Here is a 22589-nt window from a genome sequence, read left to right on the forward strand (position 1 = left end):
AATTTGAGAATAAAATGAAAAAGATAACATTTTTTCCTTATAGTGGCGTCTTTGTTTCCCTTATCCAGCTAATTAAAAACTGAGATAAGGGAAATTACCAAAGCTGACAGAGCCACAAGTTATGTACAACTTACCTATTTTCCCAGCGTTCAATTAAACTTTTGGTCCCTGTTATTCAGCGTTCGTTTATGAGAAAGCAATCTAGACACTGATCTTTAGCCGATTCCCATTAAACAAATAAATATTAAGTTTCAACACACAATTTGATCATCTCAGTATCGTTAAATATTTTAGGAGTATGTTATATTTGAATTCGGCGTTAAAAAAATATGAGCCAAGCCATTATTAAATACTATTTTTTGTATTTCATCGCAAGGAACACCAAGTTTCTCCATCAAAATTATGCTTGTTAAGGCCTTGGTTATTTTCATATATTGATTTATTTTTTCAGGCGGCTCAATATGCAAGGGTCGGTGAATTATTTTGTTTCTCGCCTGACATATATCATCAATTTTTATTTGTTTAAGATTCAACTCGTTGATGAATGGTTTAGAAAACCTATCTATGTAGTGTTTAATACAAGATTCAGTATTATTTTTACTCTCATTAGCTTTTAATATTGCTCTTTTGAATTTACTAAATGAAGAATTTGGAAATTTTTTAGAAAAAAAACGTTTTGAACGATCCAACAATTTTTCAAGATCTACTTCATCCACATGATAGGATTGTTTAAAAGTAGCTCTTTCTAAGATTCTATAGAATCCTAGAAATTTTTCCTCATCACTTTCTACCATTGTGTAATTTATAAATTTCTTCAATAACTGATTAGTTTCTTGATGTTCTACATTAAAATAATTATCGAAGACAACCATTGGGAAATTTTTTTCAGAAGCATCCCTGTAAATTGATGAATAAGGAATAAATATTCCTTGATAAGGATCTTGTTTTTTACGTTTTTTCTGTGGAATAAAAAGTTTAATATAATTTTTTCTAAAATTAGAAGAATTGTCAACTATCACTACCACTTTTGATACTTCAAACAATTCGCCAATAAGAAAACTTAGCATCATATACATATCAATGTATTTATTGAACAACTCAGTTAAATTACATATATATTCAAAGTGTAAGGTAATATTAGGAGTAACTGACATCCCAACAGTATATATGCCATCATCTAATCCCCCATATTGATATGTGTAGTAAGCACCAAAAACCCCAACTCCATCAATTTTTCTTTCAAATTCAATACGTTCATCATCCTTTGGTAATACATTATTATGAAACCCATTAACGATTATTTTTTCCAATCTACTTGTATTACCAAGCCAATTTTTAATACTATCTGAATAAAATTCTAAGCCCTGAAAAGACGTTATATCATTCAGGTTAAGCCTAGAATAAAGAAAACCTTTGGTTGAAAATGAATGATCATGAAAATAATTACCTTTTCCTAACCGCATAGAAGAGCGACTTTCTAACTTCCGACCAAATAGCTGAAAGTAATAAAAACCATTAAAAAATATTATTGTGGTTAGCGATGACAATTCAGAAAAATTCAAAGTCATATTTTTATTAAAATCAAATATTTTCACTTCAATTTTACTATCAACAATCGATAACTCAGAAGGGTAATTATTGCCATCAATAATAACTGACCCTTTATAATACTTATTCTCTTGATCTAGGTAAAAATCTACCTCTTCATTCATACCAATATCCCTTTTCTGCTAGCTATCATGATAAATGAATCTACTGTAGCATAACCAAAACTGTCATTTGATAATCATCATTAACAACTAGTGAAGATATTTTGCATTTTTTATTAGTAGAATAACAACAACCCACCAATATGCTTGGAGGGATCCCATATTTAACTCACCCGATACCAACACATTAAAGTAACAAAAGCATTGGTTATGGTAATAGCACTGGCCGCGCCGGTTTTCCCTGTTGTACCTGAAACCGTATGATTGTGTGCCCCAATTGTAACGGTATGGGCGTGATTTCCGCTAGCAGAGGTTGTGGCATTAACGTTTTCTCCGGCTGCTGCACTCCAAGCGTCACCAGATGTTCTGGTAGATTTACTTTTGTTGGTATAGTTATGAACATGTTCACCCGTTGTGCTAGTGGTTTTCGTACCATAATCAAAACTGCTGGTCGTGCCTGAAAACGCATGCCCATGCGCGGGTAATTGAGCTTCGGTTAATTTAATCGTATCGGCACCACCGGTTTTTAAGATATCGCTGCCATCGGCTTTGGCTAAACGAATGGTTTTGTTTTCACCGGTGTATTGCCATTTAGTGCCGGGAAACAGTTGATTGGGATTTTTGTTTTGAGCAAAAAATATAGCGATCCCAGCGGGATAAATAGCATCGATTGTTGTTATTTTTTTTAATTCATCCGTTACAGCTTTCTGACTCATCACTTTGTCAGTATTATCGCCGATTACTTGAACAACATTGTCTTTATTAAATTTTTTATTAAGTTCATTAGTGACCGCTTTTTGACTCATTACCGCTGTAATTGAGTCACCTGTCTCTTGTTTAACGTCAATGCTGGCGATACCCTTAGCCAACACCTCAATCGCCTGCATCAACTGATTGTCGACATGAGGATTTTGTTCAATTTTAGCTTTCAGCAACACGTTTAAAATTTCGCGTTGTACTGAATTGAACCAGTCCGCTTCCAATATTGTCGGCGCAATGCCCGCCGCAACATTACCGTTAGTAAACTCACCATTTTGATCAGCGGTGGTGGTGACATCACCAATTTTTTTCATAACTAAACCTCACTGCAAGGTGATAAGGTAAAAAAATAAGGGATATTATTGGTCGTAACCGACCTGTAAAATGGTGTGGGAAGGCGAGATTTGATTAAACTGACACTCCAGCTGTTTATCGCCCCAGGAACGAAGCGGATCACCACAATAACTGGCACCGGCACGGGAATATAATACAGTTGTTTTACCGGCATTGATTCGCCAGACAAAAGGCCAGTCTTCGCCATTAAGCGCATCACCACAGGCCGATAATCCCGCCCGGGCGGGTCTATATTCAGTGATGGAAATGTGATATCCCATTTCCGCCGCCAGCTGAATAAAATAATTTTTTGATTGCCCGCCCGTGCGCAACAATTTCGCTAACGCCACAGCTTGTCGTTTCGGTAAGGTATCAAATTTTCCCAGAGTACACTTATCCGGTAAACCTAATGTCGCCTCCCACTCGGGCAAAAATGAGGTGGCCGTTTTGGGAAAACTGGTGACTAACAGCCGTATCGCTTCTTTATCAGAGGAATAATAAGCCCGCGCTAAACCCCGCAATAGCGCATGCATTACCGTTCCTCGCCGCCAGTTCCAGGCAAGTCCCTGTGGCGCTAATCCTTGTAAGGCATGGACATATTCGTCAATTTTATAGGGGATCATAAATAAGTTATCTCGCCTCGCACCGGTAGCTCACCGACATTAAATTCAAGGTTGTTCTGCGGTTTTTTTAACACAAATCCCCCCGTGCCTGGAATGTCAGCAATCGCAAACTGCAAATCAGACAGATAAATTTTCGCCTCACCACGCGGATCACCTTTATCGAAAAAAACATTATCAATCGCTTTTTCAATTTGCTGTTGCGTTTCTGCGGCAATATTTTTTATTCCTGCAAACGCAAAATCAATTTTTTTGGCTATTGGTGAACATACCCACACCAACGCGGTCACCGTTTGAAGATCATAAAGATGATCAGCTACACGTAATTGATCCCCGCTCGCATGAACAGTATAAGTTTCCTTGCTGGCAACCCCATCTTTTCCGATCGGAAAACCCTTGTTTTCATTGTTATCACACATAATATAAACGCCCACTGTCCCGGCGCCGACTAAACGCCGTTTTACCCAGGCACGTGTAACCCCAGCTACCTCATTGGCCCAGCCGACATAATCCATATCACTGCCACCTTGGGGTGGATTTTGAAAGGCTAATAACATGCGTTGTCTGAAGGTTTCTTCATCTTCAATATCCGCACCGCCACTAATTGGCTCCAGCGTGATAGCCTCAGCATCAACCCCAGCAAGTGGGATATCCAGCGTCAATTTGGTCTCTTTAGGACTATTGCCCGCCTTGCCGCCGCCTTCTGGCGCATCACTGATATCTGGCAAAATAGCCATAACGGGCATAATGACCTGACCGGTTTTGTCTATTTTGCCTTCATGAGTTACCTGATATTGGTAACCATCTCCTCGATTCAATCGGGTGGCTTGCGGTACGACGCTGTCAGCCATACCGGTAAAGCGGACTTTTTCACAACTTGCTGCGGTGGGTGGCTTGCGATATTTGCGTTTTAACGCTGCCCAGGCATCTAACCATTCATCAGTGGCGGTAAATGGGGTCACCTGTTTGGCAATATAATCCAGATAACCATAGTGAAGATGCGCCATGCCCGCATCCATATCGGCCAGAATACGCAGATTGGAAAATCGCAATAATGCACCAGGTTCATTCAGTTCTGAGCGTAAAAACTGTTGATTCTGAGCCCTGAGTTCCGTCAACGTTTTTCGTTTAAATGGCATTATTTTGTCTCCCACACCCAAAAAAAACGTAAATCTTCACTGTTATTAGCGGGTTGGTGATAACGAATGATCATATTGAGTCTCGCGGGCCAGATAATCTGACTGCCAATTTCCAGCGATGCGACCACACCATCATCAATTAACCACTGCAACGCCTCTTTAGCATAATCCTCAGCTCGTCGGGCGACGTTGACGGTTAATTTTTCTCGTTGGATGAGCCACAGTCTAGAGCCAATCAAATAATCCTGGCCACTATCCCCCCACCAGCCACGCCGAAAATTATCATCGATATTGTCATCATCACGCGCCAGCCTGTCAGTAAATAAACTGATGATAATGGCCGATTGTAAATCATGACCCGATAACAATTCACCCTGGCCAACCCGCCACTCGCCGCGCAATTGGTTAACATTCCACCCGCTTGCAATATCTGACATCTAAACCGGCTCCTTTATCGTTTTACTGATGACGCTATCCTTTCCCGTCTGAACACCTTCAATCTCATGCACATGTTGGCGGTAATTATCCCGTAAGGCTCTTAAGCTAGCTTGATTACTGCCCACGTTATCAACAATATCACCAGTGACTTCGAGTAACGGTGTGTCAATCACGACTTTGGTTGATGCGACAATGGTCGCTTGTTTAGCCTGATGGATCGTGACATCCTGTCCTTTCGCATCAACCACAATCCCCTGCTGCGTTAATAAGATATGCAATCCCCACTGGTTATATAATACGCTTTCACCGGGTGTTAAATTGCGAAAACGCGAGGCAGGATGGTTACTGGCAAAAATCACCGCATTAGAGCGATGGCCGCCCAAATAACCGATTAAAACATCACTCCCTGCCGGTAATGACGAGGAAAAACCAAACTCCGTCATACGGTAAGTGCCATCACGCACCTCCAGCGTATTAAGATATTGAACGGTCTGGATATCGCCCCCATCCTGACTGAGGGTTACCTTACCAAACCCCAACAACATCGCTAATCGGGTTCTAATTTCTCGCAGAAGTTGCCACATCGTTATACCCGTAATGTTTGATAAAATTCATAAGGCTCAACCACAAAGGCTTCTGGCGGCATCATAGTGAGAATGGCGCGCGTGCCTTTTAAATCGCGCATAAACACCACTTCAGATAATAACCATTGTCGATTATCGAGACCGAAAACCGGCAGATGGATAGGGATAAGGGTATTTGGCCGCCATAACCGCCCGGCACTGTCTCGCCAGCTGTCAACCACCACTCTTAACGTTTTTGAGCGGCCATAACGACGGTTCATTTCCCAGTCAATGGCCTCCTGCTCTCTTTTGGCACTGATGAGATTACTGTCAATTACCGAGAGATAATTGCGATAACGCATTTTCCCCGCTTCCGGGTCGTTAGCATGGGCATTTTGCACAAACTCGTAACCACCGGCCAATGGCGTAACCGACAACGACACACCAATATAATCGGAATAACGCGCTGCCATCGATTCACGATAGTCGGCCTCTTCAATATTGACACCCTGGGCAACACCACTGGCGGCAATCTCATCACTGGCGCGGGTTAAAAACAGATTACCATCCTCTCGCTCGTAGTAGAGCAGTGCTGACCAGCGACAGATACGATCAAGTACTTGTTGTGAAGATTCTCCCCAGTTCAAGGTAAACTGCGGGATGGTTTCTAATTGACGGTTATCAATATTGCTGCTGACCGTGATGTCATAGCCTTTAGCTAATCGTTGCGCGATATGAAGCGCATTCGCCTGACTAATGACATTATTTGGCCAGTTGGCTGAGCAATCTACTAAGTCCTGACATTTCCCCCGCCCCGATACCTGTATCCGATGCTGAGTTTTGTTTATCATCGGATTCCAGTTATCAACATAGCCCGTTATCACTCGGTCATTTTCAATCAGGACTTCACAGGCATCACCCGCTTTTACCCATTGTTTTTCATTTGTGGCAGGATAATAGTCCATTAGCTCAAGAGCAAAATCACTGGGAAAACGTTCAATACCACGTGAGATGCGCACACTTTCCCAGCCTAATAATTTTTTACCACCAATACTGAGAAAAACCTCCTCCTTTTTCTCTGTTCGATTATTCATTTTGTTAGCGCCTTAAATCGTGCCGGCATAAAGGCGGGATGTTGTGGAGAAACCTCCATCACCAGTTCATCACTGCGACGCGCATCCTGATAGAGCCGATTAGCAACCGTTAGCGCGGGAAAAACATCCGGCAATTGATACTGCGCTAATCGCCCTCTCTCCGATCCCATTTGCACAAAATAATCCACCACCTGCTGGCGAATATTGAGCAATAAAAGGTAAATATCATCCTGTGCCAGATCGCCGGCATGGAGCATCGCGTTATCCAATACCTGACAGGCTTGCTTTTGCTGACTGGCGGCTTCATGACTATTGGTGGGGATAACGCTGCCTGATACTATCGCCATCGCTGACGCAGCAAGGACTATCAACAACAGATCGGTTAATTTTGCCAGTCTATTTTCACTTTCTCCCAGGTAATAGTGAGGATTTTCAAAAAACGACAACACGCCGAGTATCTGCATCTTACGATCATCACTGCCGGTCATATTAATGATCAGGTTAAAAATGGACTGAATCGTTGAAGTCAATTGCTCAATATTCGTGGTCTGGCTCAATGCCGTTGATGTCGAGGTGATTTTCTCTCGCTCAATAATGGCGGATAGCCGTATTTTATTGATAAGTTGCGCATCATTATCAATCATATCGCGTTCTATACGATAGCCGGTTGCACCAGAAACCAGACCACCTATCGTGCCTTTCTGATAACGGCCATATTGCTGACTGCCAAAGGTACTCTTTAATACGTCGCTGATATTACTGGCTTCATTTAGTGTACTGTTAACCTGATTTGCCCAAAAGCTGGCCGTCTGCTTTAGTACTTTGAGTGCCTGGGTCAGTGAGCGCATTTCCCCTTTTATGGCAGCTATAAATTTTGCTGCGGTGACTGTGCTGATGGCCAGGTAGTTTTGTCGCTGGATTACATTGGCATTTTCATTTTCTGTAATAGCAAAGACTTTTAACCCTGATTCAATGACAACCAGTTCAAACTCAAAAATCCGGCCATTTTCAACGCTTTCATGGATACGCAACCCACTTTCGGTGACACAAACTGTCATATCACCCAGTGTGGGATGCATTAAGCTACCGGTTTTACCCGCTTCACAAACGGCCACCAGATTATTACGCTGCGTCATCACATCGGGAGCGTTATAAACCCGACTGTCATGGATCAAGAACCCTTTGATTGTTATCCGGCGAGTACTTCTGCCCATATCTTCTAACCAGGCCTGTTCCCGATAGGGGTATTCGTGGATCGCCTGCCGACGGCCAAAAACACTTTCACCGGCTAACACGCCAAATGGCACACCACTAAAGGAGGCTGGACGTAAATGCTCTGACCACTGCCAGGCATTTTGCTCCGTTAATAATGATGAGATGGCACTTTTAATTAACGCCATAGGAATTTCCTTACCAATAAATTAAAAATGCAAAAAAGTTAGGGATATTGCATTGCGGTCGTAATACGACCAGTGGTTTCAGTGGTTAAAAACTGTTTTTGACCGCTCTCGGCATTAATTAAGGTAATTTCAAGCGTCGCTTTATTTGCGGATGTTTGTAGGGCCTCAGTCAGCGCTTTCGTCATGGCATTAACGATTTGGCTACCATTCATAGTAGTGGGTATATCACGGGCAAATAAGGGTAACCTTGATGACCTGTGTTGCTGCTGTTTTTCACGCTGCATCTGTAGTCTGTCTGGATTTCGTGCTCCTGCCCAACGAGGATCATTAATAGCATCGTCAATACCGGCCATCACCTGCGAATAGCTAAACGGCTGTTGGCCATTTTCCATTTTGATCATGGCGTTCATCACTTTAGCAAGTACATTAGGATCTTGCATATCCAGTGATTGCAACGGTTCAAACCCCGTTTGCTGGGAAACCAGGCGAATATAAGAAGCCGTATTGTTGCCTGCACGCCGTGGGGCATATTTACTCACCAGCTGGTCAATGGTCGTTATGCCTTTATCCGCATCCAGCAGCAGTTGGCGCGACATTGCGGCCAGACCGTCGCGCATGCTGGCAAATTTGGCATAAACATGGCCATTACCATAATCCTGTCCGGTGGTGTTCGGTGCAGCTGTCAGATTACCGGGATTATTGTTACGAAAACCGCGACGATGGGGATCATATTCCCTGTCCTGTATCCATCCGTCTGGCACAGTGGCATTATCCGCTAATGAATAAGGATTGTTTTTAACTGGCCGGTGTTGTTTTTGCCATTTGGCATATTCATTGCTAATTTCATCGGTCATAAGGCCGAAATCAACCGCAATCTGACTAACATTACCTAAACGTTGATAAAATTCCGGCGTATTATAAGCCCAGCGCAAAATATCCGCTTCATTACCGCGGGAGAACCCCAGCGTTTTCATTATCGCCGCGTTATCAGGCCCATAAGTGAGCATATCCTGAACACCACCCAATATATCGACCACCGACTCATCGGCAAAAAAACGATTCAGGCTATCTTTAAATTGGGTTTTTCGCCCTGTCCAGCTGGCACTTAATTCATTGAGTTTAGTATCCAGCCGGTTTAACTTTTCTACTGTCTCATCCTGCCGGGTGAGGCCGGTTTTATCGGACAGCGCGAGGCGTTCGTTTAACTTTCCTTCCCGCAATAAGCGTAATAAATTATCATCCAGCCCGGTTTTTTGTTGCAGTTCAGCATTACGATATTCCGGTACTTTTTTGATAGTCTCTTCCAGTCGACGCAGTGTTGCCGTTAAATCGACCTGACCATCCTTACCTTTGATAATATCGCCTCCCGTTTCTCTGATAGAAGCCAATAGCGCATTATTTCCCCCACGAATGGCTAAATTTAACGCAGCATAGTAGCCTTCAATCGATCCGCGGGCGTCATTTTCATCCACACCACGCTGAATTAACGTTCCCATTAATCGCGTACTTTCCGCCACCGTCATACCGGTACTTTTTGCCGACTGGGCAATATCCGTTGCTTTTCGCGCCTCTTCCGGTAGTTGAGAAACAAATTGCCCACCTAGATAGCCGACCATCCCGATCCCACCCACTTTTGCTGCCAGTCCTAAATATTTTCCTGATAATTCGCCGACATTTTTAAGAGGTGGGATCATGTCGCCAATACGCTGCGTACCATGGCGGGCAAACTCGGCAATTTCACGAATTTTATCGCCGACAATGCCCAGACTAGACGCTGTTTCATTATTCCCCAGCTGCAACTTTTCCCGCACGTCAGTCAATGTCGGTCTGAGCTTATTTAATGCCAACTCGATATTGGCAATTTCACGACTGGCCTTATCATCGGCGGTTAATTCAAAATCAAATGCATTACCTGCCATCGTGTCCTCTCCGTGAAGTTATCCGTTGTGCCTGATTTGCCCACCAAAGCAACCCGCTTTTGGCTAATTGCCAGGCCGCCTGGGGTTCCCAGCGATAAAACCAGGTCAGTTCGGCGGCTAACTGCTGCCAGTCGAGGAGCTCCTGAAAGACAAAAAATCCATCAGATAATCCCGGCAAATATTAAAATCGGTGATCGCCATCTTTTTAATTTCGCTTTCCGCCACGCCACTGACTAGACTTATCAATAAGCGCATTGCGGGTAGTGAACTGTTTGAGCGGTTTTGTACTTCATAAAACTGTTCAACCTGAATCAAGACCGGCTCTTTTAGCGTCAGTTGTTCATAACGAATTTTGCCATCATTCGATTCAATGGCTGTCCCCAAGGTAATTATTTTTACTTTCTCCAGCATGATTAATTCTCCGTCACCGACCCGCCTTCCCAGCGAACTTCAAAAACCGCATCTTCACTCTGCACTTCTTGTGCTCGCACCGTCCACATCGATTCACCAATAATCGTTTTACCATTGGCCAGTTCAGCCACCAGGTTAACGTTTGTCTGGTCATTAAAATCGGCGACAGTGGTGATACCAGAATCCCGTACACGACAAGAAATAAAGGGCGCATTGGGTTTTTCTTTATAACCATGCACGCTATCCATGCCGACTAAGGTCTCACGGGTTACCCGTGATGGGCTATAAGTAAAATCCCCGGCAACCATAATAGAAATACCATTCACCGTCACGTAAGCGGTGCCAGCCAGTCGATTTGCTGTATTTGCCATAATGTCCTCTTATCCAGCCTGTAAACGAAATTGATTTAAGACGGCAAAAATACGCAATTGATTAATCAGTGTCCCCGTCCACAACACATCAACCCGGTTCGGATTTTGGCGATTGCGCTCAACCTGTAATCCCGCGACAAATGCCTGCGCATCCTGAACATAGCCGTTAAATTCCAACCCGCGATATTGGGCAATCAGTTCAGCGCGAATAATTTTAGGTGTAACAATGGCCGAGCCGGGCGCAAATCGGGTGCCATCATTAGCCAGTTTCATGCGGGCAAATTTACTGGTTATCTGTGTTCGCATAAATCGTGACACAAACATCAGTAAAAAGAGCGTTTCTACCTGTAGATAACTGTCATCCTCATCACCAAAGTTATTTTTTTGGTAGGTGGTAATGATATTTTCCACCTGGACGCTGTTATCATCCGCCACCACAAAAGAGGAAATACCACTATGCAACAGGTTATTGCGTTCAGTTAAGGTGAGTTGTTGATCATCGAGTGGAGGTAAAACACCCTTGATGGGTAAAGTTTGTAATGGTCTGCCCGGATCGTTGCGCAAACTGCCGGCAATCGCACCCACATAGGCCGCGCTCCATTGATAAGTGGGTGATGGCGATACCGTGATACCCAGTAAGGACGCATGTTGATCATTGCGTTTCTCACCCAGTTCGGCTAATTGTCCATAAGTCCCTTTTGCCGTACTAAAGCTATGTCCATAAAGTTGTTGATCCCATGACCATCTTCCGCCGTTATCTGATAAAAAGGCCTGTATGGTATCCAATGAGTCGATATCTGTATAAGGATTGACAATAAAATCAAAACCCCGATCTTTTAATTGCGTTAATCCGGTCATTAAATCAGGCGCACCTGCTCCACCGGTTAATGGCGCAATGGCGATTTCCATACCCGGTGGATTCATCTCGCCACCCACCTGTCCGCGATAATTTAATCGCACATCGATCTCATTTCCGAGCGCGCCTTTATTTTTCGCGGTCAAGGTCACTTTATCCTGTTCCGACATGGCCGTAACCGGCAAGTCACTTTTTTTGTTAATCGCTTTGGCTAAGCGGGCGGCTATCGCTGCAGTTGACTCTGTCGCCATCACAACCAGTTGCAAACGAATACCCGCTATATAAAGTGAAATCACTCCCGTGCTATTGGCCGCACTGGTGATAGTCATATCACCGGATGCAGCTGTCTGCGTTTCAGTATCCGCAAAAGGCAGTACCCATAATTCCGCCGCCACATCATTATCAAAATAGGCTTTACTCATCAGATGTAACATTGAGCCCCGACCAAATAAGGCCGCAGCTTGAGTCTGAGAGGTAATGCGCTCGGGTTGCCCATTGGTAGCCGGCATCTCAGCTAACATTTGTCCGATAAGTAAAGTTCGTTGGGTTGTCGTGGCACTGTTGGCCATCGAATTATCAAACTCGATATAAAATAGCGGTACCCACAAATTATTGGGAATTCGTGAAAAAGGCACTGGCATTATTTTAGCTCCTTTGTTTTCTTCAGCGAATTATTCACTAAGCACACATCTCCATCCTTTAGACGTGCACGCCAAAAAACAGTGTCCGGGACTTCCTGCCCAGACTCAGGCAAAAGCTCGCCTTTGACCGGGCAGCGAACACTGCGGCCAGAGACCGGTTTAACAAACATAATTACTCCTGAGATTTTTCTAAATCGATATTAACCTGATGGGCAGGGGTGCCTTTTGGAACGGAAAACACAATATCGATGCCTTCAAGTGGTGCAGTATTAATGGGATAAAATTCCTCTGGCCCCTGATAGTATTCAATATCCAAATCCATCAGCAATTGTGCCATATGGCCTTCTCCCTCGGCACAAATGTCAATCTGCGAACGGATTTCTGCAAACTGCTGGATTTCACAGGTGAGTTCATAGCTGTTGATAACAGCTTGTTCAATTTGCGCCCTTAATACTTCCAATTGGCGTTCAGCTTGAGCTGCACCATGCAGATCATGACTATCGAACGCTTGAAGACGCCCAGTTATCCGTACTGTCGTTATAGTATTAAATTGCGGTATGTTTCGACCAAGTGACTTTTTATGCTCAAAGGGCGTTTGCACAATAATGCAAGGGTATTCATCATCGGTTGTAGACCAGTCCATAGGTGAATAAACCCGATCTTGTGCTGCGGTTTTTTTTATCAGTGCCGCTACCACCTGCTCACGAAGTTTTGCCGCGTTCATCACGCCACCTTATTAAGTTGTAGATGGATACCACCATGACTATCAGGTTGCACCTCTCTGACCACAAACAACGTATTATCGGCGTAGACAAATACTCGGTCGCCTTTTTTGGGTGGCGCTTTGAAAATAGCATCACGTACACCCAGTATTGGATGGGTGGTGTTAATGCCGCTTTCACCATCAAGCGAGGCAAATTGTTGAACGTAAGCGCGGTCAAAAATACCCTCAATATCATAGGATCTCCCCTTTTGCGGCCGCCAATTGACTTTCTGCGCAAAGATCCGATGCAAAGGAGCAAGCAGGTGCTTATCCCAATTAACCGGCATTATCCCTCCTGCGTAATTTTAATCACGCCAGATGAATTTTTTGTGACCCGTTTTTGCTGTATAGCGGCTGATTTCATCACTACCCCCAATTGTATAAGCCGTTCAGCTTCACCATGAGTCAGCGAAAAAGACTGATTTTCACTGTATCGTTCGCCATTATGGTGAATGGCGTTGCCTTGCAAAACGACAACGGTCATCACATCTGTAGCCGTCTGAATTACCCCAGGTTCCAGCGGCAGCGTTTCATCATTTTGGCCGTTGGAATAATGATCAGTACCCTCAAGATCAATATTTTGTTCTACCGTCTTTACATCCATATCAACCTGCAGTTCAGCTGGCAAACCAACGGGTTCTTCAATTGTATCTGCTGGCTGTTTTCTGTTTTTAGCCATCTCTCTCTCCTACTTAAACCACCGTCGCACACAAAGCGGCATTCACCCGACTAGGGATAACCAATGGCGCCGACTGCATCATTAAATACCGCTGTGCCGGATCTTCCTGTACCCAGGTTTTCGGTGCATAGGCCATGGGGCCATAATTGAAAGCCGGATCAACAATCGCACCGAAGGCACGTGTTCCCATCAAATCGCCACCCGACATAATGACTGAGCCATCGGGTATCATTGGTTTTTCAATGCCATCAACCGGATCAATAAACCAATCGTTATAAAGCCATAAATCAAAGTTACCCCAACGTCCTTTGTAAACCGCACCTTGACTGGTTTGTGCACCGGCATTAATTTGATTACCAAAGGGACTTAATAATGGCATGTTAATCGCATTGTCTTTAATCGACGTATCCAGCCGAAAGGCACTCCAGGATTTAGTGGTAAAAACAATCATTGTTGGCACCGCTCCCGATTGTTTTAAAATCAGGTTCTGCCAGCTTTCAATATCACTGGACGGTTTAATATTGGTTTTTCCCGCCTCAACGGTCGTTGGCCATTTGTCACCCCCACTTAGCGTAATGGTTAAATCTGGCGAACGGCCAAAATCAATCACGGTCGTCGGAAACCCTTCACCCACCACCGTTATTTTACTGGATACCAACGCATTGGCCGCCATCCACTCTAAGCGACGATTGATCATGTCAATCTGATCGGTCATTTCAAACTGAATATTCAGCATTTCACGCTCGGCGGCAGTATATTCACCGCCTATGCGTTCACCTATTTGCCGCCGGATCGGTTTGCGCAAATCGGGGGCTCGCTTATCTTTGATATAAGCCGGTTTAAATTCATCGGTCTGAAATTTTCTCGATTCCACCAGCTTTCCTTCTACCAGGGGCGAACAAAAAGGCGATAATCGCCGTTTACCGATATCCACATCAATCGAAACAAATTCAGTATCGGATTCAATAATATTGGGAAAAAAGGTATCTAATAACCAATTCTGGCTGGTCATTAAATTAGGGACCACCTGAACCAACACATTAGTATCAAAAATAGTCATCATAAATCTCTTTTATAAGGCGTCACTCTCCCTGCCGATAGCAGCATCCGACCAGGAAAATAGGACAATAATTAGGCTTGAACGCTATCGCGCAGAAAAATAGCAAAGGGACGCAGGGCGGGTTTTAATTCGGCTAATGACCAACTTGGATCAATAATAAGACGATGTTGATTGAATTCACCCATTAAATAAATCCCACTCGCTAAACTCTCTTTCGTGGTATCCACATCATCAACAAGAATTGCGCAAGGAATTTGACTACCATCTTCCGCCATCTTTTTACACACCACATATTCATTCTTATCGGTCACTCGTCCCAATACCGTCCCACGTTTGAGTAAACCGGATTGACCAATCAAGGCGGTTTCCGTGACTAATTGTAATGGGCCGGATACAAGTTGATCGGGTACAAATAACGTGTGATGAACACCCGGTACAAAGGGATTTTGGCTTATCTCATCCATCATTTTTTACCTTTTGTTGTGTTATATAAATTTTTCATTCTGCAAGCGATAGCGTTGGCTGAATTACTCACCGGTTGATTGGCATCTGGCGCAATACGCACCTGTCTTTCCGCACGCATGCGACTATCCAGCGTTACGCGCGCAGTGGTTGGCTGTACCGCATCCATCATTTTCAACGTATTGATCGCCTCAGCGGATGACAGTTTGGTATTAAAGGCCAAATGGGCTGCCATATCCGGACGACCGGCGGCATATTGACTACTGAAAATACGGCTACAGCGCGTGCGTTCTGCCCGACGCCCCTTTTTCACCTCTTTATTATCTTCGTCATCTTCGGCGTCTTGATCATCGCCTTCATCATCTTCTGCCTCAGGGTCGTCGTCTTCTACTGTTTTCGCCTTTTTGCCTTTACGACCTTGTTTTTCGTCTTCCTGTTCTTCTGCATCTTCACGATCTTCATCGCTTTGCGCGTCTTCATCGCGTTCGTCTTCCTCTGCCTGACGGCTTTTGGCTTTGCGCGCTTTTTCATCTTCATCCTCCGTGGCTTTCGCTTTACGGCCTAAAAGATGACCAAATGAGAATTTATTTCCTGCCATATCAAATTACTCCAGCTTCTTTCATTAGTATCTGAAAAGCGACATCGGGGGCAGCAACACTATCCGCTAATCCCATTTGTACGCCCTCGGCAGCGAGATAACACGCTGCCTGTGTATTGCGGATTTTCTCTTCCGAGAGCCCACGATTACGAGAAACAGTGCGCACAAATAGACGCCCCATTTCATCAATATCGTGTTGAATAGCCGCTTTTGCCTCGGCACTGAGCGGTATACACGGATTACTTTCTGCTTTCCGGTCTCCGTAGGTGAGAATAGTCACCTTCAAGCCGTCGTCTTTAATATGTTGCGACCAATCACAATGAATGACGATCACACCAATTGAACCCACACCGCCGGTACGAGGTACATAAAGCTTGTCAGCGGCGCTGGCGATAGCATAAGCGGCAGAATAAGCACACTCAGAGAGAATGGCATAAATCGGTTTCTGTCCTCGGGCGGCATAAATCATATCAACCAGATCAAAACAGCCCGCTACTTCCCCGCCTGGTGAGTCGATATCCAGACAGATGCCTTTCACCTCCGGATCATTGAGGGCGGTTAGAAAAACTCGCCGAATACCATCATAGCCCGTCATGCCGCTATAAGGTCTCAATGTGCCAAGTTTTTGAACAAGGGTGCCATGAACGGCGATCAGGGCGATACCTTCCAGTACATCATAACCCTCATCTTTTTGTGCTTGACGGCTGAAATAATCGTTATCATCGTCCATCATAGCACTACGAATCTGCGTTATGCCGAACCGCTCCATGACTGCGGTTATCACTACCTCGGCTTTTTTCGGGTGAATTGCCAGCGGCGTGTTAAATAATTTCTGAGCTAAATGGGGTAAATTCACTTTGCCTCCGGATCCTTAATTGTCTGTTGCGCAAATTGTTCTGCCTGCGCCCAACTTGGCGGTGCCAACCCTCGCTCTTTAAATGCTCTGACTTCGCGGTCACGCTGATCTAACAGTTCTTCCCAATCTTCACCTGAGTTATCAGCGGCCTCCATTTCCAGCGTAGAAAGCCCTGCATCCATACCCAAAATAGCGCCTTTTTTCTCCGCCACCAGATCAACCCAACCACGTCCTGGCCCCATCCAGCGTGCACGACAATAAGCGGCTTTCGCCACTAAAAAATCAGGCGCATTATTGGGTAAAGGCAAATATTCAATATCATGAATTTCCTCTACAAAAGCGCAGGCAATTAATTGAGCAAAGCCAATGGCAAAATCATCGCGGCGACGCGTTAAGGTTTTCCAGGCTTCTAACATGGCAGCCCGAGCCGAAGAGTAGTTAACATCTGACCAATCCTGTGTAACCTGTTGAGTAGAAAGCCCTGTCGCGGCAGCGATATTTCTTAATGCGGCACTTTCAAAACTCTCAAAATTACTGTGCGGCCTTGAGGCATTGACGGTGGTAATTTTTTCACCCGGATACATAATGGGCATCCGTGCACCATTTTGTAAGGTTATTCGTCTGTCTTTATGAAATTCCAATCGGCCACCCTGATAAGCGCCTAATTGGGTATCGTCAAAATTTTCACCGAGCGCTGACTCAACCATCTGAGGATCATAGGGAGACTCAATATAGGCACCGAATATAGCATTTAAAATCGCCGCTTCGAGCTCTGACTGATCATATTTGATTAGCATTTTTAACCGCTGAACCACCGGGGTTAAAATACCTATACCACGATGCTGGGCGCCACGCTCATGATCATAATCATGAATAACATGTGGTCGTCCCCATGAGGTTTCGCGTGGAATACGCTGCCATGTCATTGTCTTGGCCCCACTCCACCAATCACCGATATGCGCTTCCCGAATGTGATAAGCGACAGGTGCGCCATCGTGATCAATTTCTACCCCACCACGAACGAACGGCATATCAAAATTTTGTTGGGGATTACTTAACCTGTCAGGATCAATAATTTGTACCGTTGTTGCATAACGTGCCCGACCTGGCCCCAAACGATCCGTTCGGTATTGCAAAATGGCCAGTGCATCACCATCAATCAGTTTATGGCGAAAACCTAGCCGCAACATTTGGGAAACAGTCTGTTTTCGCTCCACATCACAATAACGATCGGGATCATTTGACCATGAGCGCCAGTGCGCTTCGATTACTTTACCGTACTCATCAGCCCATTTTGCATCAAAAGCTTTATTGCCTGTCATCAACGCCAACATGCGGTAATCAGGTTTAAAAATCGGCCGATAGTTAGCGCCGATTGCATTATCGAGTACGCGAGTAATGGTGCCTGAGGCCCAACCATCATTACGTGCCAAATCCCGCACCCGAGAGACAATCCGGTCACGATAAAGATTAATCTCGTTATCCGGAGACCATAGTGCCGGTTGCCAGTAAGCCAATTGATCGTTAAGACTATCTGCGGCATCATAGGGAACCCGACCACCCCCCACTAATGCCTGCATTTTATGCTGTCTGGCTGGTTTGAGTGGTTTTCCATCTACACCAATAATTTTTGCCGTCATGAAAAGCGAAACCTTACCGGCCTTCTGGCTCGGGGGATGAGACCCAGTTCTGCCTGGATCATTTGAATCAGGGCTAATAAATCCGATAACTGCGTTTTTTGATAAGAAACGGAGCGGGTGCCATCTCCTTGCGAATAAGAAAACGAAACTCCTTTGTTGCCGGATGCCAGTTCAAGATAGGCTTGCTGGGCTACCTCAAGGGCTGCTTTAAGCTGCTCTTTACTCATACCGGTAAGCAGCGTGGTTTTTCTGTACATAAACATCCTATGGAAGTAATTGGGATATCCGTTTGCGTTTCGGTTTTTCCTGAATTGGTTCAGAAACCATTGCGCCAGGCAAACGTAAATTGGGTTTTTCTTCTGGTTCAGTTGAGGGAGGCAATAGGCGGTCAGGATTATTATCAATGGCTAACGCTAACGCATTTAACTTCAATCCTAAGTGAAATAAACCGGCTAAAGCGGCATAAGCATAAACACGACAGTCTAATGCTTCATTTGCTTTGCCAGCTGGAAGCTCCCATACACTGTAACGTTGCCCAGCGGCTTCTTTCATAATTAATCTTTCAGCAGTCAACTGACTGAAATAGCCCATATCTCTATCTACAGGGAAGTGCATATAGCCAGGACCACTTTCTGCAATGTGTAAACGCGATCTAATTGAGTCTTTTGCGGAATTAACGCCAATGATAATCGGTTTGAACTGAGAACGATTTTTCGGTGTTGGACGTTTGTTAGGCCATATAGGAGAACGTTTACCTCCAGTGGCCGATTCCCCTTTGATTGCCCATATTCTCCTGCCCAATCGCTCTTTAGCAAACTCATAAACCTTTTGCGTATGATTTCCGCCAGAGTCATGACAGGCCGCCATAATAGTAAATCCACGGCCATCTGCGCGACGCCAAATCTGCTTTAGATACACATCTAATCTAGCCCAGGGTTCCGCAGTTTCTAGATCCCCCTCAATGACATCAAAGGCAATAGACCAGCTTTCCTCATCCTTACCCCAACCAACAACTTCAATTTCAAGCCTATCGTTTTGGGTATCAATTCCAGCCGTCAACACAGCAACACCCATCGGTATTTCTGCGTCATAAACTTCACGTCTGGCAAGCAAGGCATCAATGGGAAGCTTTTTGCCATAATTTGGCCGATGGGGTAACCCCATTTGGGTATTCCACCACGCAAGTTCTTTGTCAGGATCGCCTTTTGCTTTTAAATACTTTCCTGCAATATCAGACGGTTTATCTTTTTGCCATGGGCTAAATAGTTTAGATGCCTGATAACCGGCGTGAATATTATCAACGCCATATTTACCACATTCTGGACACCTAGCCCGATACACGGCATGGCGTTCAGATTCCGACCATTGCCACACATTATCTACTGCCGTTTCGTCATTGTTATGCCATGCCTGATCATAATCATTCAATGGCGAATGACGGCTGCCACAACATTCAAAAGGCTTTGTTTGATGCCATCGAATAGTGCGTAATGCCCGTAATCTTTCGCCCTCAGACCAACCCGAACCACAGCTTTCACAGTAAATTAAAGCAAGGTGAGTCTGGTGTTTCTCTCCCACTTTAGGCCAATGGACATGCTTAAAAAAATCAGGAAATTGGCGGTGACCACAATGAGGGCAAGCCAACGAAGCTCTTCGCTGATCGGATTCTTGGTAACTTGACGCTATTCGGCTTTCATCCTCAACGGTTGGTGAACAGGCTCTAACCGATAACCAGTTAAGCCCAAATGTAGCTGTTCGCTCCTCAGCCAATGTAATTGGGTCACCTTCACGGGTAATAGGATATTTATCAACTTCATCGGCAAGTAACACACGAATGGGGCGACGCGCCAAGTTATCCGGGCTACCTGCACCGGCTAATGCAAGAAATCCCCCCGGAAATGACTTATACAGTAACGTTTCTTTTGATGTTTTTTGTTTGCTTGCACCAACAATTTTTCTTAATACAGGTGTTACTCGAATAAGTGGCGTAATCCGTTCTTTTGAAAACTGTTCTGCAGCATCTTCTTTAGGCTGCAATAACAAGATTGGGCAAGGATCTAAATGAGAAAAATAACCGAATATATTTTCAAGTAAAGCCGTTTTCATTAACTGGGTACAGCACATAACTGTTATCGTGTGTACACCAGACTCAGTGACCGAAAGCATAGGCCCGCGCGCAACTTCAACCGTATCGGTCTGCCAAGAACCTGATGTACTCCCGGCTTCTTTTGCTAATTTTCTATAACGATCTGCCCAGGCAGGTACGCTAATACGAGGTGGTGGTGTCCATCCTTTTCTAACACTTGCTAATAATCTGTCACGCTTCGTCTGGATTGAATTCAGGCTCCCCGAGGCCAGTAATATGTTTGTGGACATGTTCGATTAACACCTCAGTCATCCTGTCAGCCGGAACGTCCAAGTCAGCAGCCATAATGGCTGCAACCCGAGCTGGCCAATTCATCCAAGCATCACGCTGCTTTCTGAATTCAGCAAACAAGATTGATTCTGCAACTGCAAGCTCAACCAGTTGTCCATCCTCTTTTTCATATTCCAGTTTTGTGAGTAATGCGAGATAGTTTTCCTTTATTCTTCTTGCCTCATCAAATGACATATCCGCACCAATTTCACGGATTAACCTTTCAGCCGTTTGGGTTGGCGATTCATCAACCCATTCGCTGATTGGCGGCTGTTTTACTTTTTTCGCTTTTGGCTTGGCTTCTGATCCAGAAGATGATTTTCGATACCGTTCAATATTTGCATTTGAGGCATCAACATCAATTTCGTCACCATTCATAACCAGCCATCCCCGCGACTTCCATGCGGTAATGGTTTTACGGCTGACACCATGGAGTTTTGCAAAATCTGACTGATTCATGTTGTTACCCTGAATGTTACTTCGGCTGTTACCCAAAGTGTTACCCTATTGCAAAGGTAACAGCTCAGGTAACACGCCCTGAAGTAACCATGATTATTTTTTATTGTTTAAATTCAAAAAGATAAATTAAAAATCGAAAAATCCGAGGTGTTACCTGTTACCCAAATTTCAAAATTTTTTAGCTAGTGAAACCGCACGGTGCGCAATGCCCGTGTTACATATTTTCACCAGGAAGGACCCAAAACATAATTAAGGCCGTTTTGATTGCTTCATTAAATGCACGACTAATTTCCTGTGGTAATAGTGCCTTAGCCATTTTTTGTGCTCTGTCTTGATAACCCAATACCGGTTCAACCGGCAGTGCGTCACCAAATCGAATCAGCAATTTAGGTGCCCGCTGTTTTTGTCTTGCTCTGCGGCTACCATTCGGTGAACGTTTTAAACGTTTTTTATTCTTTTTCCCTTTCTTGGCTTTTCTACGTTGCCATACGCCACTAACGCCATTGACTTCACCAATAAACACATTATCTTTGCTTTTTAACTGACTTAATTTATTTCGCGGTAAATTACCGTATTTATTGAGTTTGACATTTTTAGGATTCAACAGGGCTGAACTGTTAAGTTTATGAACGCCCCCTACTTCAAATGGTTCAAGATAGCTGGCAGCAATATCACGAACAAAAACGTTTGCCCGTAAATTATCTTTACGCGCACCTTTAGAGCCCACCGATTTAATCGTAAAAGGCGTCGGATTTTCTAAATTTCGTTGTAATGCGACCTTTTGCGCCTGTTCTATTTTTCTCACCACCCGTGTCATAGCCTGAGCAGTGGCAAAAGGGATTTGCTTACGGAGAGTGCTCAACTTTTTGGATAGATCATTAAGGTTAGGCATAACGCAGTCTCATAAAAAAACCACCCGTAGGTGGTATTTTTAGTCTGGTATAAATTGAAAGTTTTTGTTTAATCTATAGCAGATAATTTCTTATACCAATTAGTGTAAAAACTAATATAAAAAATTAAAAAAACTCCATTTGTAACATTTTATTGTATTTACAAAAATGTTATTCCATTGTTAATTATAATAATTAATATTACTACTGTTTTTTATTGTTTTATATTTTAAGGGTAAATCATGAAATTATTATTTAAGACATTAACTATTTTCTTACTTCTAGGAGTTAGCTTTCTTTCTTTAGCTGACGCAAATTTAGGGTCAGCATCTATAGCTAAAGCAACTTTAAAGACAATATCTTTAGCTGACGCAAATTTAAGCTCAGCATCTTTAGCTGAAGCAAAGTTGTGTGAAGTAAAGCTTATATTAGATCCTGAAACTAAACTTGAAAAATATGAAGTAATTTCTGGGACTTGCAGGTAGTAACAGAAGGGATCTGTTTACACAGACG

The 22589-nt window shown here is 44.0% G+C and carries 26 protein-coding genes; 1 reads left to right on the top strand and 25 read right to left on the bottom strand.

The features are described 5' to 3' along the window. Positions 1–290: 290 nt before the first annotated feature. The 25 genes from QE177_RS11980 to QE177_RS12100 form a co-directional block, all read right to left on the bottom strand. On the bottom strand, positions 291–1712 hold the full coding sequence (locus QE177_RS11980) for a HEPN domain-containing protein (RefSeq protein WP_280549932.1): 1422 nt from the start codon (positions 1710–1712) through the stop codon (positions 291–293). A gap of 161 nt (positions 1713–1873) precedes the next feature. Next, on the bottom strand, positions 1874–2782 hold the full coding sequence (locus QE177_RS11985) for a hypothetical protein (protein ID WP_280549934.1): 909 nt from the start codon (positions 2780–2782) through the stop codon (positions 1874–1876). A 45-nt stretch (positions 2783–2827) separates the two neighbouring features. Further along, positions 2828–3424: a putative phage tail protein gene (locus QE177_RS11990; RefSeq protein ID WP_280549936.1), complete on the bottom strand. Its 597-nt coding sequence runs from the start codon at positions 3422–3424 to the stop codon at positions 2828–2830. Then, positions 3421–4560 carry a baseplate J/gp47 family protein gene (locus QE177_RS11995; protein WP_280549938.1) on the bottom strand — a complete coding sequence of 380 codons (1140 nt, stop codon included), beginning with the start codon at positions 4558–4560 and terminating at the stop codon, positions 3421–3423. The genes QE177_RS11990 and QE177_RS11995 overlap by 4 nt, the downstream gene beginning before the upstream one ends. Then, complete coding sequence (locus QE177_RS12000) at positions 4560–4997, bottom strand: phage GP46 family protein (RefSeq protein ID WP_280549940.1); 438 nt, start codon at positions 4995–4997, stop codon at positions 4560–4562. The genes QE177_RS11995 and QE177_RS12000 overlap by 1 nt, the downstream gene beginning before the upstream one ends. Beyond that, a complete protein-coding gene (locus tag QE177_RS12005; protein WP_280549942.1) occupies positions 4998–5582 on the bottom strand; it encodes a phage baseplate assembly protein in 585 nt (194 codons plus the stop codon). A 2-nt stretch (positions 5583–5584) separates the two neighbouring features. Further along, positions 5585–6655 carry a phage baseplate assembly protein gene (locus QE177_RS12010; RefSeq protein ID WP_280549943.1) on the bottom strand — a complete coding sequence of 357 codons (1071 nt, stop codon included), beginning with the start codon at positions 6653–6655 and terminating at the stop codon, positions 5585–5587. After that, on the bottom strand, positions 6652–8055 hold the full coding sequence (locus QE177_RS12015; protein WP_280549944.1) for a DNA circularization N-terminal domain-containing protein: 1404 nt from the start codon (positions 8053–8055) through the stop codon (positions 6652–6654). Before QE177_RS12015 ends, QE177_RS12010 begins: the two co-directional genes overlap by 4 nt. A 38-nt stretch (positions 8056–8093) precedes the next feature. Further along, complete coding sequence (locus QE177_RS12020; protein ID WP_280549946.1) at positions 8094–9974, bottom strand: hypothetical protein; 1881 nt, start codon at positions 9972–9974, stop codon at positions 8094–8096. Between the two features lie 117 nt (positions 9975–10091). Next, entirely contained in the window at positions 10092–10385 is a 294-nt protein-coding gene (locus tag QE177_RS12025) for a phage tail assembly protein (protein ID WP_280549948.1), read from the bottom strand. A 2-nt stretch (positions 10386–10387) separates the two neighbouring features. Continuing rightward, the gene (locus tag QE177_RS12030) at positions 10388–10756 is read right to left on the bottom strand and encodes a phage tail tube protein (protein ID WP_280549950.1); all 369 of its coding nucleotides are present in this window, start codon (positions 10754–10756) and stop codon (positions 10388–10390) included. A 9-nt stretch (positions 10757–10765) separates the two neighbouring features. Beyond that, positions 10766–12253 carry a phage tail sheath subtilisin-like domain-containing protein gene (locus QE177_RS12035; protein ID WP_280549953.1) on the bottom strand — a complete coding sequence of 496 codons (1488 nt, stop codon included), beginning with the start codon at positions 12251–12253 and terminating at the stop codon, positions 10766–10768. Further along, complete coding sequence (locus tag QE177_RS12040; protein WP_280549955.1) at positions 12253–12423, bottom strand: DUF2635 domain-containing protein; 171 nt, start codon at positions 12421–12423, stop codon at positions 12253–12255. The genes QE177_RS12035 and QE177_RS12040 overlap by 1 nt, the downstream gene beginning before the upstream one ends. Before the next feature lie 2 nt (positions 12424–12425). After that, complete coding sequence (locus QE177_RS12045; RefSeq protein ID WP_280549957.1) at positions 12426–12977, bottom strand: ATP-binding protein; 552 nt, start codon at positions 12975–12977, stop codon at positions 12426–12428. After that, the gene (locus tag QE177_RS12050) at positions 12977–13303 is read right to left on the bottom strand and encodes a hypothetical protein (protein WP_280549958.1); all 327 of its coding nucleotides are present in this window, start codon (positions 13301–13303) and stop codon (positions 12977–12979) included. The genes QE177_RS12045 and QE177_RS12050 overlap by 1 nt, the downstream gene beginning before the upstream one ends. Continuing rightward, on the bottom strand, positions 13303–13695 hold the full coding sequence (locus tag QE177_RS12055) for a hypothetical protein (RefSeq protein ID WP_280549960.1): 393 nt from the start codon (positions 13693–13695) through the stop codon (positions 13303–13305). Before QE177_RS12055 ends, QE177_RS12050 begins: the two co-directional genes overlap by 1 nt. Positions 13696–13708: 13 nt before the next feature. Further along, positions 13709–14758, bottom strand: coding sequence for a major capsid protein (locus QE177_RS12060; RefSeq protein WP_280549962.1), 1050 nt, complete (start codon positions 14756–14758; stop codon positions 13709–13711). A gap of 68 nt (positions 14759–14826) precedes the next feature. Beyond that, positions 14827–15219 (bottom strand): head decoration protein, encoded by a 393-nt coding sequence (locus tag QE177_RS12065; RefSeq protein ID WP_280549964.1) that lies wholly within the window; start codon positions 15217–15219, stop codon positions 14827–14829. Continuing rightward, complete coding sequence (locus QE177_RS12070) at positions 15219–15815, bottom strand: hypothetical protein (protein ID WP_280549966.1); 597 nt, start codon at positions 15813–15815, stop codon at positions 15219–15221. The genes QE177_RS12065 and QE177_RS12070 overlap by 1 nt, the downstream gene beginning before the upstream one ends. Before the next feature lies 1 nt (position 15816). Beyond that, positions 15817–16671, bottom strand: coding sequence for a S49 family peptidase (locus QE177_RS12075; protein WP_280549968.1), 855 nt, complete (start codon positions 16669–16671; stop codon positions 15817–15819). After that, complete coding sequence (locus QE177_RS12080) at positions 16668–18311, bottom strand: phage portal protein (protein ID WP_280549970.1); 1644 nt, start codon at positions 18309–18311, stop codon at positions 16668–16670. The genes QE177_RS12075 and QE177_RS12080 overlap by 4 nt, the downstream gene beginning before the upstream one ends. After that, entirely contained in the window at positions 18308–18568 is a 261-nt protein-coding gene (gpW, locus tag QE177_RS12085; protein ID WP_280549972.1) for a gpW family head-tail joining protein, read from the bottom strand. Before gpW ends, QE177_RS12080 begins: the two co-directional genes overlap by 4 nt. Positions 18569–18575: 7 nt before the next feature. Next, on the bottom strand, positions 18576–20687 hold the full coding sequence (locus QE177_RS12090; RefSeq protein WP_280549974.1) for a terminase gpA endonuclease subunit: 2112 nt from the start codon (positions 20685–20687) through the stop codon (positions 18576–18578). Then, positions 20629–21222, bottom strand: coding sequence for a hypothetical protein (locus QE177_RS12095; RefSeq protein WP_280549976.1), 594 nt, complete (start codon positions 21220–21222; stop codon positions 20629–20631). The genes QE177_RS12090 and QE177_RS12095 overlap by 59 nt, the downstream gene beginning before the upstream one ends. Before the next feature lie 178 nt (positions 21223–21400). Then, complete coding sequence (locus tag QE177_RS12100; protein ID WP_280549978.1) at positions 21401–22078, bottom strand: hypothetical protein; 678 nt, start codon at positions 22076–22078, stop codon at positions 21401–21403. A gap of 240 nt (positions 22079–22318) precedes the next feature. Here QE177_RS12100 and QE177_RS12105 point away from each other — a divergent pair, with 240 nt between their 5' ends. Next, positions 22319–22561, top strand: coding sequence for a pentapeptide repeat-containing protein (locus tag QE177_RS12105; protein WP_280549980.1), 243 nt, complete (start codon positions 22319–22321; stop codon positions 22559–22561). Positions 22562–22589: the final 28 nt, after the last annotated feature.

It is taken from the genome of Arsenophonus sp. aPb, from assembly GCF_029873475.1.
Taxonomy (GTDB): Bacteria; Pseudomonadota; Gammaproteobacteria; order Enterobacterales; family Enterobacteriaceae; genus Arsenophonus.